At 56.6% G+C, this 16,182-nt stretch carries 17 protein-coding genes; 12 read left to right on the top strand and 5 right to left on the bottom strand.

All coding sequences use genetic code 11. The features are described from left to right. Positions 1 to 21: 21 nt before the first annotated feature. Positions 22 to 1,671, bottom strand: coding sequence for an ABC1 kinase family protein (locus tag NQ012_RS08770; protein WP_257067231.1), 1,650 nt, complete (start codon positions 1,669 to 1,671; stop codon positions 22 to 24). 275 nt (positions 1,672 to 1,946) lie between these two features. On the opposite strand from NQ012_RS08770, the gene NQ012_RS08775 reads away from it, so the two are divergent. The 5 genes from NQ012_RS08775 (at position 1,947) to moaA (ending at position 5,443) form a co-directional block, all read left to right on the top strand. Further along, entirely contained in the window at positions 1,947 to 2,519 is a 573-nt protein-coding gene (locus NQ012_RS08775; RefSeq protein WP_257067232.1) for a C40 family peptidase, read from the top strand. 10 nt (positions 2,520 to 2,529) lie between these two features. Further along, complete coding sequence (locus tag NQ012_RS08780) at positions 2,530 to 2,748, top strand: hypothetical protein (protein WP_085366216.1); 219 nt, start codon at positions 2,530 to 2,532, stop codon at positions 2,746 to 2,748. A gap of 523 nt (positions 2,749 to 3,271) precedes the next feature. Beyond that, complete coding sequence (locus tag NQ012_RS08785) at positions 3,272 to 3,610, top strand: CidA/LrgA family protein (RefSeq protein ID WP_257067233.1); 339 nt, start codon at positions 3,272 to 3,274, stop codon at positions 3,608 to 3,610. Beyond that, on the top strand, positions 3,607 to 4,302 hold the full coding sequence (locus tag NQ012_RS08790) for an LrgB family protein (RefSeq protein WP_257067234.1): 696 nt from the start codon (positions 3,607 to 3,609) through the stop codon (positions 4,300 to 4,302). The genes NQ012_RS08785 and NQ012_RS08790 overlap by 4 nt, the downstream gene beginning before the upstream one ends. Positions 4,303 to 4,468: 166 nt before the next feature. After that, complete coding sequence (gene moaA / locus NQ012_RS08795; protein WP_085366219.1) at positions 4,469 to 5,443, top strand: GTP 3',8-cyclase MoaA; 975 nt, start codon at positions 4,469 to 4,471, stop codon at positions 5,441 to 5,443. 342 nt (positions 5,444 to 5,785) lie between these two features. On the opposite strand, the gene copM is transcribed toward moaA, so the two are convergent. After that, positions 5,786 to 6,481: a CopM family metallochaperone gene (copM, locus tag NQ012_RS08800; protein ID WP_257067235.1), complete on the bottom strand. Its 696-nt coding sequence runs from the start codon at positions 6,479 to 6,481 to the stop codon at positions 5,786 to 5,788. Positions 6,482 to 6,711: 230 nt separating this feature from the next. Here copM and NQ012_RS08805 point away from each other — a divergent pair, with 230 nt between their 5' ends. Both NQ012_RS08805 and NQ012_RS08810 read left to right on the top strand, forming a co-directional pair. Next, a complete protein-coding gene (locus NQ012_RS08805) occupies positions 6,712 to 7,566 on the top strand; it encodes a YoaK family protein (protein WP_257067236.1) in 855 nt (284 codons plus the stop codon). Between the two features lie 196 nt (positions 7,567 to 7,762). Further along, positions 7,763 to 8,446: an OmpA family protein gene (locus NQ012_RS08810; protein ID WP_085366221.1), complete on the top strand. Its 684-nt coding sequence runs from the start codon at positions 7,763 to 7,765 to the stop codon at positions 8,444 to 8,446. Between the two features lie 211 nt (positions 8,447 to 8,657). Here NQ012_RS08810 and recJ read toward each other — a convergent pair whose 3' ends face one another. After that, positions 8,658 to 10,379 carry a single-stranded-DNA-specific exonuclease RecJ gene (gene recJ, locus NQ012_RS08815; protein ID WP_257067237.1) on the bottom strand — a complete coding sequence of 574 codons (1,722 nt, stop codon included), beginning with the start codon at positions 10,377 to 10,379 and terminating at the stop codon, positions 8,658 to 8,660. A 359-nt stretch (positions 10,380 to 10,738) separates the two neighbouring features. Between recJ and NQ012_RS08820 the strand changes: the two genes are divergently transcribed. The 4 genes from NQ012_RS08820 to NQ012_RS08835 all read left to right on the top strand — a co-directional run bounded on the left by NQ012_RS08820 (position 10,739) and on the right by NQ012_RS08835 (position 13,084). Then, positions 10,739 to 11,227 (top strand): GAF domain-containing protein, encoded by a 489-nt coding sequence (locus NQ012_RS08820; protein ID WP_257067238.1) that lies wholly within the window; start codon positions 10,739 to 10,741, stop codon positions 11,225 to 11,227. Between the two features lie 88 nt (positions 11,228 to 11,315). Continuing rightward, a complete protein-coding gene (locus NQ012_RS08825) occupies positions 11,316 to 11,966 on the top strand; it encodes a protein-L-isoaspartate O-methyltransferase family protein (RefSeq protein WP_257067239.1) in 651 nt (216 codons plus the stop codon). 136 nt (positions 11,967 to 12,102) lie between these two features. Beyond that, positions 12,103 to 12,423, top strand: coding sequence for a rhodanese-like domain-containing protein (locus tag NQ012_RS08830; RefSeq protein WP_257067240.1), 321 nt, complete (start codon positions 12,103 to 12,105; stop codon positions 12,421 to 12,423). 88 nt (positions 12,424 to 12,511) lie between these two features. Then, positions 12,512 to 13,084, top strand: a complete 573-nt coding sequence (locus NQ012_RS08835; protein ID WP_257067241.1) for a DUF4126 domain-containing protein — start codon at positions 12,512 to 12,514, stop codon at positions 13,082 to 13,084. Positions 13,085 to 13,292: 208 nt separating this feature from the next. Here the strand turns inward: NQ012_RS08835 and NQ012_RS08840 are convergent, their stop codons facing one another. Then, positions 13,293 to 13,565, bottom strand: a complete 273-nt coding sequence (locus NQ012_RS08840) for a PepSY domain-containing protein (protein WP_257067242.1) — start codon at positions 13,563 to 13,565, stop codon at positions 13,293 to 13,295. A gap of 145 nt (positions 13,566 to 13,710) precedes the next feature. Between NQ012_RS08840 and greB the strand changes: the two genes are divergently transcribed. After that, positions 13,711 to 14,202, top strand: a complete 492-nt coding sequence (gene greB / locus NQ012_RS08845) for a transcription elongation factor GreB (RefSeq protein ID WP_257067243.1) — start codon at positions 13,711 to 13,713, stop codon at positions 14,200 to 14,202. 180 nt (positions 14,203 to 14,382) lie between these two features. On the opposite strand, the gene pgi is transcribed toward greB, so the two are convergent. Beyond that, on the bottom strand, positions 14,383 to 16,020 hold the full coding sequence (gene pgi / locus NQ012_RS08850; RefSeq protein WP_257067244.1) for a glucose-6-phosphate isomerase: 1,638 nt from the start codon (positions 16,018 to 16,020) through the stop codon (positions 14,383 to 14,385). Positions 16,021 to 16,182: the final 162 nt, after the last annotated feature.

Consider the following 16,182-nt stretch of genomic DNA (forward strand, 5'->3'; position numbering starts at 1 on the left):
GTGCATACAAGCCGCTTGTTATCAATGTTTTCCCGAGCGCCAAATCGACCAGATAATCCACACGCTGTTGGCAAAGGCGAGCAGGTAGCCGAGAAAGCCGATGAATTTGGGGCCGGTTTCTATGCTCATCACGATCGATGAGCCGATGATGAGGGCGGCGGTTACGATGCCCATGGTGAGGCGGTTGGTGGCGCGGTCGAGTTGGTGGCTGAAGTGGTCGAAGTGTTTGAAGTCGATGTTGAGGCCGACTTGGCCTTTTTGCAGGCGGCGGCTCAGGCGGAAGAGGTTTTGCGGCAATTCGTCGAGCGCCTGCACGATGGTTTGGGCGTGCATTTTGCTTTTGCGCAAAATGTGTTCGGGCGAGGCGCGTTCGGCATACACTTCGGCCACGATGGGTTTGGCCTGCTCTAAAAGCTCGGTGCTGCCGTCGAGCCGTTTCACCACGCCTTCGAGGGTAATCAGGGTTTTGAACAGCATCACGAGGTCGCCCGGCAGGGTGAGGCCGTGGCGGCGCATGATTTGGGTGATGTCGTTAATCACTTGGCTGATGCGCAGGTCGCGTATGGGGGTGTGTTCGTAGTTGAGCAGCATTTCGAGCACGTCGGCGCCGAGCAGGTTTTCGTCGGGCAATTCGCCCTGCGCCCAGTTAATCAGCACATATTGCATGCTGAATTGGTCGTGGCGGCTGAGGGCGGTAATCAGCTCGATGATTTCGCGGCGGCGGGTGTTGCTGAGGTGGCCGACGAGGCCGAAATCAATCAGGGTGATGCGGCCTTCGCTGTTGAGAAAGATGTTGCCGGGGTGGGGGTCGGCATGGAAAAAGCCCTGTTTCAGAATCATGGTAAACAGGGTGTCGGTAATACGGCCGGCCAGCGTGCGGCGGGTGGCGGCGTCGAGGCTTTCAGACGGCATGTCTTTGAGCAGGGTGTCGCTGATGTATTCCTGCACGAGGATGTGGCGGTTGGAATATTCTTGGTAAACCTTGGGGATATGGATAAAGCCGTGGCCGGCAAAGGTGGTTTCAAACCGCTGCATATAGCGCAGCTCCACCGATAAATCGGTTTCTTTGGCCAGGCTTCTGGCGAAATACTGCACCATCTGCACGGGTTGGTAGCGGCGGGTTTCGGGAATCTCTGATTCGATCAGGTTGGCCAGATGGGTTAGAATGCGCAGGTCGGCCTGTATGGTCGGCTCGATGTCGGGGCGTTTGATTTTCACCGCCACGGTTTGGCCGCCCGCAAGCTCGGCGCGGTGCACTTGCGCAATCGAGGCGCTGCCTATGGGCTTGGGGTCGATGTGTTTGAACACGTTTTCCACCGGCTGCCCGAGGTGCGAGGCGATTAAGGCGCGGATGTCAGCACTGGGTATCGGCGCCACGTTGCTTTGCAGCCGCTCGAATTCTTCTATCCACTCGGCGCTGAAAATATCAACGCGGGTGGAAAGCACTTGGCCGAGCTTCACGAATGTGGGGCCCAACTCTTCAAACGCCATGCGGAAGCGGCGCGGCGTGCTCATATAGCGGCTTTCGGGCGCGGGTTCGGCGTCGGTGCTGTGCTGGTATGACAGCTTGATGCGCTGCACGAATTCGCCCAGGCCGTATTTGGTTAAAATGGCGATAATCTCGCGCATACGCGCAAAGTCGCGCATGGCCAGTAGTGTGGGAATCATCATGGTTTTTGCAGTATTTTTCAGGGTTCATGCCTTGCACGAACGGGTTTTTACTGTGAAAATCGAGCCTTGCCGCCTGCCGGGCGGCAACCGCACGCGGCAAACGGCGCATATTCCGCTATGTTTCGATCTGTTTTTCGACAGCATAGCGGCCTTATTATTGGCTGCAAATCTGCGGCGTGGCACACAGAATAACATAATCAGGGCGGCATAGGCCGTCTGAAAACCGATTGCACTCCGGCCGCCTGCGGGCGGGACGGCAAACAACGGAATCACCTATGGCAAATTTCAAACGATTTTTTTCGGCGGCGCTGGCCGCTTTCTGCCTGATGCTGTCGGGCGCGGGCGCGGCCCAGGCCGATGATTTGGAAAACCTTATCCGCTTGCAGGCGCCGCAGTATGCGCCTATCGGCACGTCGGGCGGCGGCAGCCAGCCCGCGAACCGCAGCGATGCCGACGATTTGATCGGCAGCGCGATGGGCCTGCTCGGCGTGGCCTACCGCTACGGCGGTTCGTCTGCGCGGACGGGTTTCGATTGCAGCGGCTTTATGCAGCATATTTTCAGCCGCAGTATGCAGATCAGCCTGCCGCGCACGTCGGCCGAGCAGGCCAGAACGGGCGAGTATGTGAGCCGCAGCAACCTCCAGCCGGGCGATATGGTGTTTTTCCGCACGATGGGCGGCGGCCGCATCTCGCATGTGGGGCTGTATATCGGCAACGACCGCTTTATCCACGCTCCGAGGGCGGGCAAGCGCATCGAGATTACCAGCCTGAACAACAAATATTGGAACGCCAAATACGCCACCGCCCGCCGCGTGAAGAAAAACGATCCTTCGCGCTTTTTGAATTAAGGCTGTTATGATGAGTATGCCCGAAATGCCGAAATGGTATAGCGACAACGGCGAAATCGTTTCCTGCACCGAAAAAATCAAGGTGATGACGGAAAACATGACCGAGCTTTACCAAGCCGCCCAAGATGCTTTTGAAGACGCGCTGCTGATGGGCTGCGGCGAAGCACAGCTGCGCGAATACCTGCACCGCTTGATAGACGGCGTGGAAAACCCTTACCGCAAAAGCTGAGGGTGATGCAGAATGGAAAACGGAATCCGAAAGGGTTCCGTTTTTTGTTTGCGGAAAAAAGGTTTCAGGCCGTCTGAAAAAGTGCTTATCTGAATAAATTGAATAAATATGTTGAGCGGTAGGTTGGGTTGCAAAACCCAACATCTTGAAACTCTTGAAACAATGAAATGAATTTATGTTGGGTTTTCAACCCAACCTACGCTCCTGCCGATGCTGTTCCTGCTGCGAAAAAGTGCTTATCTGAAAACCGCCGCCTGTCTTTTCAGACGGCCTGTGCGGGAGTATGATTCCGATTAGTTAATAATTTAAAGAAATACGCTTCCAACCAGCCTTAATCAGGTGCCTGCCCCGGGTTGTTGCAAAACCCGAAACCCTGTCTCAACATTTCTGTTTTCCGCCGTTTCTGCCCGGGTGGGCAAACGGAAAATTCGATATTTCGATCACTGCGGATTTTGCACGGTTTTTTGGCCGTCTGAAAACCGCCGGCACAATAATAAATAAAGCGCACAGGAGAAACCGAACCATGATTAGAGCGTTGAGCATTATTTTCGGCTTTTTGGCCGTGGGAGAGGCGGCGGTGCATTTCACCGGCATCAAGCTGCCCGGCAGCATTGTCGGCATGGGCTTTTTGTTTGCCGCGCTGCATATGGGCTGGGTGAAAACCGCTTGGTTGCAGCAGATGGTGGACGTTTTGATGGGCAACCTGTCGCTGTTTCTGGTGCCGCCGTGCGTGGCGGTGATGAGCTATCTCGATGTGGTGGGGCGCGATTTGCTTTCCATCGCCACCGCCACGCTGGTAAGCACGTTTCTGGTGATGTTCGTTACCGGCAAGGTGCACGAGCTGATGCGGAGGTTTTGGTGATGGAAATGCTCGCGCATCCGGCTTTGCTGCTGTTTATCACGGTAACCGTGTATTGGGTGGCCAATGTGTTGCGCGCCCGCACGGGCAGTTTTCTGTGCAACCCCGTGGTGTTGAGTTCGGCCACGGTGATTGTTTATCTGAAAACCGTCGGCATTGATTATGAAACCTATCACGAAGCGGCCGCGTTTATCGATTTTTGGCTGAAACCGGCGGTGGTGTCGCTGGCGGTGCCGCTTTATCTCAACTGGAAAAAAATCAGCAGCCAGTGGCTGCCGATTATCGTGTCGCAGGCGGCGGGCAGCGTAACCGGCATCGTTACCGGCGTGTATATCGCCAAGTGGATGGGCGCGGGGCGCGAAGTGGTGCTGTCGCTGGCGGCCAAATCGGTTACCAACCCGATTGCCATCGAAATCACCCGCGCTATCGGCGGCATTCCCGCCATCACCGCCGCCACCGTGATTCTGGCGGGCATGATGGGGCAGATGGTCGGCTTCAGGCTGATGAGCGCCAGCACCATCAAGCTGCCCACGTCGCAGGGGATGTCGATGGGGGCGGCTTCGCACGCGATGGGCATCGCCGCATCGCTCGACCGCAGCCGCAAACTCGCAGCTTATGCCAGCCTCGGGCTGATTTTCAACGGTGTGCTTACCGCCGCGCTGGTGCCGGTGCTGGTTCCGCTGATGGGCGTTTGATATAGCTGCAACAGGCCGTCTGAAAGAATAACAGCCTATGCTTGTTATTCTTTCAGACGGCCTGTATATTCGCCGAAATAACTAGCCGCTAACCACAACGCATCATCAACAAAAAGCGTGCGCGGCCCTACAATCAACACACACCACATAGCGCGAGCACCACACCATGTTAACCGACGCATTCGGCCGCACCGTAGATTATCTGCGCATATCCGTAACCGACCGTTGCGATTTGCGCTGCACCTACTGCCTGCCCAAAGGATTCAAAGGCTTTGCCGTGCCCAAAGACTGGTTAACGCTCGAAGAACTGGCGCGTGTGGCGGCCGCATTCGCGCGGTTGGGCACCAAGCGTTTCCGCCTTACCGGCGGCGAACCGCTGCTGCGCAAAGGCTTGGCCGGTTTGGCCGCCGAAATCAACCGCCAACCCGGCGTCGAAGACATTTCCCTCACCACCAACGGCACGCAATTGGGCAAACACGCCCACGAGCTGCGCCAAGCGGGCGTGCGCCGCCTGAACATCAGCCTCGACAGCCTGCGCGGCGACTGCGTGAAAGACATCACCGGCACCGACTGCCTGCCCCAAGTGCTCGACGGCATCAAAACCGCCAAAGAAGCCGGCTTCGAGCGCATCAAAATCAATATGGTGCCGCTCAAAGGCGTGAACGACACCGATTTGGACGATATGGTCGCCTTCTGTATCGAAAACGGCTTTATCCTCAATTTAATCGAAGCCATGCCCATGGGCGCCACCGGCCAGGCGCATGCCAAGGTGAGCCTGCAACCCGTGTTGGCGCAATTGCAGCAGAAATTCAACCTCACGCCGTTCGAAGGCAAAATCGGCGGCGGCCCCGCGCGCTACTGGCAAAGCGGCAGCGGCGATTTCACCCTCGGCCTGATTACCCCGATGAGCCAGCACTTCTGCGCCACCTGCAACCGCGTGCGCCTTTCCGCCACCGGCAACCTGCACCTGTGTTTGGGGCAGGAAGACAAAGTGCCGCTGCGCCCGCTGTTGCGCGAAGGCTGCACCGACGCCGAGCTGGAGCAGGCCATACGCGATGCCGTGCAGAAAAAGCCCGAAAAACACGAATTTGTTGAAAACCCGAAAAAAATCATCCGCGTGATGGCGTTAACCGGCGGCTGAACGTTGGGGCGGCAGGTTCGGGCTTCGTGCTTGGCAACACTCACCGCAAATTCCAAAACACTTGCGTCATACCCGGGCTTGCCCCGGGTATCTCTCTCTATAATAGTAGTCAGAAAGGGGATGCACCTTTTCGACAGGCCGTCTGAAATATTTTCAGACGGCCTGATAACTTTAAAAAATTCATTTAGACCGTTTGAAATATCCAATTGTCGTCATTAGCTTCGCAAGCCCGCTGCGCGAGAATGACGAGACATAAACGTTTTCAGATCTGAATTGGGTTTTTGCAAAGATCTTGGCCTAAAGTTTAATGTGAATGACATGCCATTAGAGAATTAATGCTGATTACGGCTGAATACCTTGTGCTTTCAACCAATTTGTCATCAATTGAATCTCTGGATCTTGGGCATTGATAATAGCTTGTGCAAGTTGTTTAATTTGCTTGTCTTTGCCGTATTTGAGTTCTATCTTTGCCATTTCGATTGCCCCTTGATGATGCGGAATCATACTCAATGCAAAAGCAGCATCAGCATTTTCATGATGAACGCCTGCCATCATCTTATCGTGCATACTCATATCGGCCAAATAAGCCTTGGCGTGTTCGCTCTGCGAATTAACTTGTTCTTTATTAGCCGCGTTATTCAACCAGTTTTGCATGAAGCCGATTTCTTTTTGTTGTGCATCAATAATCTCTTGAGCCAATTTTTTCATGGCAGGATCGCGGCCATATTTCAATTCAATCTTGGCCATTTCTACCGCACCTTGATGGTGGGGAATCATACCTTCTACAAAAGCCACATCGGCATCTGCTTTTTGCGCAGCTTTCACCATCTCATCGTGCATTTTGCCCATAGACTGCATATATTCCGCCGAATGAGACGGCATTTTTGTATTATTGCCATGTATGGCATGCATATCATGTGCAGACGATGCGGTGGAAACCTGCTCCTCAGATGGTGATTTTTGTGTCTCTGCCTGATTACACGCAGCCAATACCGCAAGTAAAGCAGCAGCTACTAAACTTTTACCAATTAGCTTCATAACAAACTCCTTAAATAGGTCATTAATGATAAGGTGTGGCAAACTATAAACTTTAACCTTGGGTAAAGGTCAAGCTCAATCTTGCCAATATTCATCAGGCCGTCTGAAAAATCAGGCATAGGTGTTACCGGTCTGTTTGGGCAAAAAGCAAAGCGGCGCAATGCCCTTATATTTTTTCAGACGGCCTTGTACAATACCGGCATCAACCCGTCTGCTCCGCCCGTTGCCGTATGGAAAACCAACACGCCCGCCCCGCGCCCCATCCGCGCCGCAGCCGCAAACACGCGCCGCCGTTCTGGCAGGCCGACAAACCCTATCTGCACGAACACAACATCAGCGATGCGCGCTTCCGCCTGCTCGGCTATCTGATGGCCATGCTGGCGGGCGCAATCAACGCGGGCGGTTTTTTTGCCGTGGCGCGCTACACCTCGCACGTTACCGGCGAAATGTCGTATGCGGCGGATATGGCATATTTGGGCGAATGGCGGCTGGCGCTGATCGCTTTTGCTGGCATGGTGTTTTTTATTTTGGGCGCAGCGCATTCGAGCTGGGTGATTCTGTGGGCGAAACGGCACCGCTTCCGCGGTGGTTTCGGTTTTTCGATGTGGCTGGAGGCGGTATATCTGCTGCTGTTCGGCGCGGTGGGCGCCATCGTGGCCGACTGGCACAGCGGCAGCCTGCCCGTTGCGGCCATGCTGCTGTTGTGTTTCATCATGGGTATGCACAACACCGTGATGACGGTGTTGTCGGGCGGTGCCATCCGCTCCACCCATATGACGGGCACGGTAACCGATTTGGGCATAGAAATTTCAAAAATGCTGTATTACCACCGCAGCGACAACCCCAAACTGCCGCACATCCACACCAACAAACCCAAAGCCAAGCTGCTGGCGGGGCTGTTGGCCGCCTTTTTGGCGGGCGGGCTGATCGGCGCGTGGGGCTACCACAGCGCCGGCCATTATTTCGCGTTGCCGGTGTCGGTGGTGCTGTTTGTGTTGGGTTCCGGCTCGGTGGGCTACGACGTGAAACTGCGCCTCAAGCTGAAGCTGGTGCGCCGTTTGCAGCAGCACGCGCGCGGCAGATAAGCGCGGCCTGTATCGCAAAAGATACGCTTTCGGCGTTCAGACGGCCTTTGCGCCGTGCGGAAAGTAATGAACCGCTGCCGCGTGTAATATCAAGTTAAGCAAACTGTTATGCCGTGCCGATGTTCTATATAGTTTGCATCAGGGCAAACCCCGCCGGGGCGCTTGCCGCATATCGAATGATTTTGAAAGGAAACCCATGAAAATGTTGAAACCCTTAACCGTTTTGGCTGCCGCTTCCGCCATGGTATTGGCAGGCTGCGTAACCGATCCCGTTACCGGCCAGCAGAAAGCCAGCAAAACCGCTATGTATGGCTTGGGCGGCGCGGCTGCCTGCGGCATCGTCGGCGCCCTGACCCACGGCGGCAAAGGCGCGCGCAACTCTGCGCTGGCTTGCGGTGCAATAGGCGCGGGTATCGGCGGCTATATGGATTACCAAGAGAAAAAACTGCGCGAGAGCCTGGCCAACACCAATGTTGAAGTAGAGCGCCAAGGCAACCAGATCAAACTGGTGATGCCCGAAAGCGTAACCTTCGCCACCAACAGCGCCAGCCTGAGCGGCAATGCGATGGACGCGCTGAACAAAGCGGCCGAAACCCTGGTGCAATACCCCGACACCACCTTAACCGTGGCCGGCCACACCGACAACACCGGCTCCGACGCCATCAACGAGCCGCTGTCGAAACGCCGTGCGCAAGCCGTGGCTTCTTACCTGAACCAACGCGGCGTGGCCACTTCGCGCCTGAGCACCATCGGTTACGGTTCTCGCCAGCCGGTTGCGTCTAACGCCACCGCCGAAGGCCGCGCCAAAAACCGCCGCGTGGAAATCCTGATCAACCCCGACCAAAACGCCGTGCGTGCGGCGCAACAGCAGCAACAATAAGCATCGGGCTGATATATAAACAGGCCGTCTGAATATTTTCAGACGGCCTGAAACTTTTGCAAAAAGCTGTTTTAATCCTGAATTTATTTGTATCCCGTCATACTCGGGCTTGACCCGAGTATCTGGTATTTCTTTTGAAACAAAAAGATGCTCGGTTCAAGCCCGAGCATGACGCAGGGGGGAAGATGTCCAAAGCAATTTTGCAAAGGTCTCAAGCCGCTTCCCAATAATCGATATAAAGCTGCAATTCGATATTGTTGCGCCATTCGTTGGCCACGGGGCGGTAAACCGTGCGCACGCGCGCGGGGATTTCTTCGGTGCAGCGCCAAAACATGGCTTCGAATTCGAGGCCGTCTTTTTGCAGCCACACTTTTTTGTGGTTCACGCCCATGGGCTGCTGGCGGACAACGGCGAATTCGTCGGTAAAGCTCGGCGGCGCGAAACCCTGCCCCCACACCTGGCGGGCGAGGTTCTGCGCTTGGGCGAGAGTGAGTTCGGCGGCGGGCAGGCTGCCGTCGGTGATGTAGGTTTGCGATAAGTCGTCTTCGCAAACCAGCTCGCGCACCACGTTTTCAAAGGCCGTCTGAAACGCGGCGAGATTGTGTTCTCGTATGCTCAAACCGGCCGCCATGGCGTGGCCGCCGAACTTTAAAATCAAATCGGGGTGGCGTTTGCTCACCAAGTCTAAAGCATCGCGCAGGTGCAGGTTGGGAATGGAGCGGCCGGAGCCGCGCACTTCGCCGTTGTCGGCAGGAGCGAACACGATGGTGGGTCGGTAGAAGCGGTCTTTCAGGCGGCTGGCAACAATGCCGATAACGCCTTGGTGGAAATCGCCGCGGTAGGCTACCAGCGTGGTTTGGTTTGCCGGCAGCGATTCGGGAAAGGCATTGAGCGCGTCTTGCAGCATGGATTGTTCGATTTCGCGCCGCTCGATGTTCAAATCGTTCAGGTGTGCGGCGAGGGTTTGCGCTTCGGCGTCGCTGTCGGCCAGCAGGCAGGCGATGCCCACCGACATATCGTCGAGCCTGCCGGCGGCATTGATGCGCGGCCCCAGCGCAAAGCCCATGTCGAAAGGCTGCGCTTTGCGCCAGTCGCGCCGCGCCACGTCAAACAGGGCGCGGATGCCGGGGCGCATTTTGCCCGAACGCATACGCTTCAAACCCTGCGACACGAGAATGCGGTTGTTGTGGTCGAGCGGCACCACGTCGGCCACCGTGCCCAGCGCCACCAAATCCAGCAGCTCGCCCAAATTGGGTTCGGGCAGGCCGTCTGAAACCGGATTGGCGTTTTCAGACGGCCTGAAATAGCCGCGCCCACGCAATTCGGCGCGCAAGGCCATCAACACGTAAAAAATCACCCCCACGCCCGCCAAACTTTTGCTGGCAAACGTACAGCCCGCCTGGTTGGGATTGACGATAATGCAGTCGGGCACGCGCTCGGCGGGCAGGTGGTGGTCGGTAATCAAAACGTCGATGCCCAGTTCCTGCGCGCGCGCTACACCGGCGAGACTGGCGATGCCGTTATCCACCGTAACCAGCAAATCTACGCCCCGGGCGGCGGCGATTTCGGCCAGCTCGGGCGTGAGGCCGTAGCCGTGCTCGAAACGGTTGGGCACGAGAAAATCCACCGCCGCGCCCATTGCGGCCAAACCTTTCATGCCGACGGCGCAGGCGGTGGCGCCGTCGGCATCGTAATCGGCCACAATCAGGATTTTTTCGCGACGCTGCACCGCGTCGGCCAAGCGCACCGCCGCCGCGGTGCAGTTTTTCAGGCTCTGATAGGGTAGCAGCGCGGCCAGTTTGTCTTCGAGTTCGGCGGGGGAGGCCACGTCGCGCGCGGCGCACAGGCGCGCCAGCAAAGGGTCGGCACCGGCTTCGATCAGGCTTTGGCAAACGGTTTGGTTAAACGGGCGGGTTTGGATTTTGGCAGACATGAAACGGCGGGAAGGTGGGAAAAACCGTATTGTATAGCAAAACAAAATAAAAACGATACGGCGTTGCCCCGCCTTAGCTCAAAGAGAACGATTTTGTAAGCCGCTGAAGCGGCAACAGAATCGGTTCCGTACTACCTGTACTGTCTGCGGCTTCGTCGCCTTGTCTCTTTTTATTTTGTTCCGCTGTAACGCGCAACGGGATATTTTTCAGACGGCCGCAGCTGGTGCAAAAGGGCTGCGGCTTGAAAAACAATATACAAAAAAGTTTAATTACCGTTAATTTTACCCGCAATGCTTGACCTGTCGGGCTGCTGTGGCAACAATGACGGCTGTTTCATCTACCGTAAGCAGCCCGCACCATGCACACCATCCAAACCGGCGGCACCACCAAAGTGGAAATTTATCAGGAAATCCTGCCGCAAATCGAAAGCCTGATCCGGGGCGAACCCGATCTAACCGCCAATCTCGCCAACATCAGCGCAGTATTGAAAGCAGCATTCGGCTGGCTGTGGGTGGGGTTTTATCTGGCCGATCATAACCGCCGCGAGCTGGTGTTGGGGCCGTTCCAAGGGCCGCTGGCCTGCACGCGCATTCCCTACGGACGCGGCGTGTGCGGCCAAGCGTGGGAAAAAGGCACCACCATCGTGGTGGAAGACGTAAACCGCCACCCCGACCACATTGCCTGCTCGTCGCTGTCGCAATCCGAAATCGTTGTGCCCGTGTGGGACAAAACCCGCCGCCTCGCCGCCGTGCTCGATGCCGATGCCGAAACCGTGGGTTGTTTCGACGGCACCGACGCCCATTATCTGGGCAGGCTGGCCGAAATCATCACGCGCCGCCATGATTAAACAGGCCGTCTGAAACATTGTGATGCCCACATAAAACACCGTATAATCCGAAGATTAAACCAAACACCAAACCACCACGGAGCAAGGCATGAACTTTGAGCAAGCACGTTTCAATATGGTAGAACAACAAATCCGCCCCTGGGATGTGTTGGATTTCGATGTTTTAGACGCACTGGCCGAAGTGCCGCGCGAACGTTTTGTGGGCGAAGCGCAGCAGGCTTATGCCTATGCCGATATGACGCTGCCGCTGCCTAACGGCGGCAGCATGCTGGAGCCGAAAATCGTTGCCCGCCTGATTCAGGGGCTGGCCCTGAAAGCAGGCGAGCGCGTGCTGGAGGTCGGCACCGGCTCGGGTTATGCCACCGCGCTGCTGCACAAGCTGGGCGGCAGCGTAACCACTATTGATATCGACGCCGCGCAGCAACAGCGCGCCCAAAGCGTGCTCAACGAGCTTGGTTTTAGCAACGTGGCCTACCAAACCGGCGACGGCCTGGCAGGTGTTTCGGAAAGCGCTCCGTTTGATGCCATCTATATCGGCGGTGCCGTGCCCGTTGTGCCCGAAGCCTTGAAAAGCCAATTGAAAAACGGCGGCCGCATGGTGGTGGTGGTGGGCAGCGCACCCGTTCAGCGCGCCCTGCTGATTACCCGCCACGGCGAAGGCTTTACCGAACACACGCTGTTCGACACTTATATCCCTTATCTGAATGCCCCCGCAGCCGCCGGTAAATTTCAGTTTTAACAACAAACAGGCCGAATCTTCCGCGCGGCCGGCCCGCATCGGAAACACCCAACCTGCCCAGCCGGCGCGGATTTGATTTTGTAAAGTTTGAGGCCGTCTGAACTCATTTCAGACGGCCTCGCCACACACACACGTTATGATTCCGCAAATCACGCCCCAACAATTGCAGCAATGGCTTGCCGAAGGCAAACCGTTAACCCTGCTCGACGTGCGCACCGACGAAGAAGTCGCCTTTTGCGCGCTGCCCGGCCATGTGCATATTCCGATGAACCTGATTCCGCTGCGCCACAATGAGTTGCCCGACGAAGGCCCGATTGTGGTGTATTGCCACCACGGCGTGCGCAGCCTGCACACCGCCATGTATCTGGCCGACGCAGGTTTCGACGAACTGTATAACCTGCAAGGCGGCATCGACGCTTGGTCGTTGCAGGCCGACCCTACCGTGCCGAGATATTGATTGGCCGGGTTGCCCCTAATCGTAAATCTGCCGCCAAACGCGCAAGATTGCAGTATCATGCGCGTTTTCTATATTTCCGATTGAAATCATGAACTTTGAAACGCTTATCAGCATCGCGCTCGGCATCGGCCTGGCGGCCAGCTCGGGCTTTCGTGTCTTTCTGCCTTTGTTTGCCCTGAGCGTATCGGCTTATTTCGGCATGTGGCCGTTGAACGAAAGCTGGCAGTGGCTGGGCAGCACCAACGCGCTGATTATTCTCGGCATCGCCGCCATCACCGAATCGCTGGCTTATCTGGTGCCGTTTATCGACAACCTGCTCGACACGCTCGCCGTGCCGTTGGCTGGTCTGGCGGGCACGGCCGTGGTGGCCTCGACCGCCGCCGATTTAAGCCCCGCCGTAACGTGGGCGCTGGCGATTATCGCAGGCGGCGGCGCAGCGGCGGCCATCAAAGGCGTGAACGCCACCACCCGCGCAGCCAGCACCGCCGCCACGGGCGGCACGGCCAATCCCGTGTTTTCGGTTTTGGAAACCGGCACGGCCGTGGTGATGACGCTGCTCAGCCTGTTTCTGCCGGTTTTGGCCGTATTCGTGGTGGTGTTTGTGTCCGTGTGGCTATACCGAAAATATGCGGCCTACCGGCGCGGCCGGGTGCAGGCATAGCGGTAACAGCAGATACGGCCGTTTGCTTTTTTATTGCAGCAGATTGTATAGAGGCCGTCTGAAAGCGTTTTCAGACGGCCTGAGATTTTTGCAAAGTTCAGCCCTGTTTGGCGGATGCAATTTGGCTTGGGATAAGGCGGGCAAACTCTGCTTTAAATTGGGTTTAATCCGCCGAATTTTGAGCCGCGAAAAAATTTATTCCGTAATATCAATCATCATAGTCGATACGGTTTGCATACACTTTGCCGGTGCGCGCATCTACTTTGATTTCGTGTTTGCGGCCGCGTTTGGAATAGATATCCACATCGTAATGCGGGCGGCGCGAATCAAACTCGGCATCTACATCGGTAACGCGCCCGGCCACTTTGGCTTTGGCGGCAGCCACCGCCTGCTTGCTTGAAATATAAGTTCGAGCAGCGGCAGGCGCGGCAACGGCGAGCATCACAGTTGCAGCGGCCAGCAGGGTTAACGTTTTTTTCATGACGGTTCCTTAAATGATGATAGGGAATACGAAACAAATTTTATCGGAATTGATTTAGCAGCGAATTAGGGTGTGCTAAGGCCGTCTGAAAAAAGCTCGGCAATCGGTTAAAATGCACCTTTGCACATTTCAGACGGCATCAAACATGAGCGGCAACACTCCCAACTACATCACCCCCGCAGGCTGGCAGGCTTTGAAAGACGAGCTATACAGCCTGGTTAACAAAGAGCGCCCCGAAATCGTTCAGATTGTGAATTGGGCGGCGGGCAACGGCGACCGCAGCGAAAACGGCGATTACCTTTACGGCAAACGCCGTATGCGCGAAATCGACCGCCGCATCCGTTTTCTGACCAAGCGTTTGGAAGCGGCGCAAGTGGTCGATCCGGAAACCCGCGAAGCCACCGACCAAGTGTTTTTCGGTGCCACGGTAGAACTTTTGCGTGGCGACGGCAGAGGGCAAGTGGTGAAAATCGTCGGTATCGACGAAATCGACACGGCCAAAAACAAAATTTCATGGATTTCGCCGCTGGCACGCTGCCTGATTAAAGCGCGCGAAGGCGACGAAGTGGTGCTGAACGGGCCGGAGGGCAGGGAAGTGATTGAGATTTTGTCGGTGGCGTATGTGCGGATTGAGTGAGTGTGCGGGGCGAACCGAGTTTGAGTTCGGCAAGTCGGAACGCCGCAAAAAACGATTACCAGTATTGCCTTTAACCAGCCGCCTTCGGGCGGCTGTATGTTTAAACAAATGACACGGCTGGCTCTGACAAAGCGCCAGCCGCATGGGTTTAAGCCCTGCCTTGCCGGTTAAAGGTGTGGCCTACGACGGGTTGCATTTGCGGTAAAACGCAATCAATCCGTTGGTTGAGGCGTCGTGCTGTATGTCTTGGGTGTGGGCAAGCTCGGGTTCGATGTTTTTCGCCAGCACTTTGCCGTATTCCACGCCCCATTGGTCGAAAGAGTTGATGCCCCAAATTGCGCCTTGGGCGAATACTTTGTGTTCGTACATGGCAATCAGCATGCCGAGATTGAAAGGGTTGAGCTCTTCGATCAGGATGCTGTTGCTGGGCTGGTTGCCGGGGAATTCTTTCTGCGGCGCAAGCTCTTCGCGTTCGGCTTCGGGCAGGGCGGCGAGTTCGGCGCGGGCTTCTTCGAGGGTTTTGCCGCGCATCAGCGCTTCGGTTTGGGCGAAGGCGTTGGCTACGGTGAAGCGGTGTTGGCGGCCGATTTTGTAGGGGGTGCGCATCGGCACGATGAAATCGGCGGGAATCAGGCGTGTGCCTTGGTGCAGCAGTTGGAAAAAGGCGTGTTGGCAGTTAACGCCTTCTTCGCCGAACACGATGCCGCCGGTGTGGCATTCCACCGTATCGCCGTGCAGCGTGCGGCGTTTGCCGTTGCTTTCCATGTCGAGTTGCTGCAAATAGCCGGGCAGGCGGCGCAGGTTGTGGCTGTAGGGCACGACGGCTTGGCCGTGCGCGCCGCAGAAATTGCCGTACCATATGCCGATTAAGGCCAGTAAAACGGGGATGTTGCGGCGCAGCGGGGTGTTGAAGAAGTGCTCGTCCATGGCGTGCGCACCGCTGAGGAATTTGCGGAAGTGGGTGCCGCCGACGGCCACCATCACGGGCAGGCCGATGGCCGACCATACGGAATAGCGCCCGCCCACCCAGTCGAACATGGCGAATACGTTGTCGGGTGCGATGCCGAAGTTGCGCGCGGCGGCCACATCGCTGGAAATGGCGGCGAAATGGCGGGCGATATCGGCTTCGCGCAGGCCGCTGTCGCGGAACCAGGCGCGGGCGGCGTGGGCGTTGAGCAGGGTTTCGGGGGTGCCGAACGATTTGCTGGCCACGCAGAAAACGGTGGTTTCGGCGTTGAGGGGGGCGAGCACTTGGGCGATGTTGGCATCGTCGGAATTGGAAACGAAGTGTACGCGCACGTTTTTGTGAAAGGGTTGCAGGGCCTGCACGGCCAGTTGGGGGCCTAAATCCGAGCCGCCGATGCCGATGTGTACGAAATCGGTGATGCGTTTGTCGGTGGCACCGGTGTGCACGCCGTTAATCAGGCTTTCGGCAAAAGCCAGTGCGCGGTCGAGTTCGCGGTGCACGGCGGGGATCACGTTTTCGCCGTCCACCAACACGGGCGCGGCATCGGCGGGCAGGCGCAGGGCGGTGTGCAGCACGGCGCGTTTTTCGCTGATGTTGATTTTGCCGCCGCGGCGCATGGCCTCGGCCTGCTGTTCCAGTCCGGCGGTTTCGGCCAGTTCGCACAATAATTGCAGGGTTTCTTCGCTGATGCGGTTTTTGCTGTAGTCGAACAGCAGACCGTGCAGGGTTTCGTGCATGTTGCCGAAGCGTTGCGGGTCGGCTTCAAATAGCTCGCGCATGCGCATATTGGCGGTGTTGATTTGGTGGGCCTGCAAGTTTTGCCAGGCGGCGGACTGGGTGATGTTGTTCATGTTTTATTTCCGATGGACTTTATCAAGGTGAGGCCGTCTGAAACGGTTTTGTAGCGGTGTGTAGTATAACCGACACGCCGTTATTTTCACATAAATAAGTATTCGACCCGAAAAACGGTAAAAAGTACGGCAGGGGAATGAAAAGATAGATTGATTTTGCTC

The sequence above is a fragment of the Neisseria dentiae genome, from assembly GCF_024580525.1.
Classification (GTDB): Bacteria; Pseudomonadota; Gammaproteobacteria; order Burkholderiales; family Neisseriaceae; genus Neisseria; species Neisseria dentiae_A.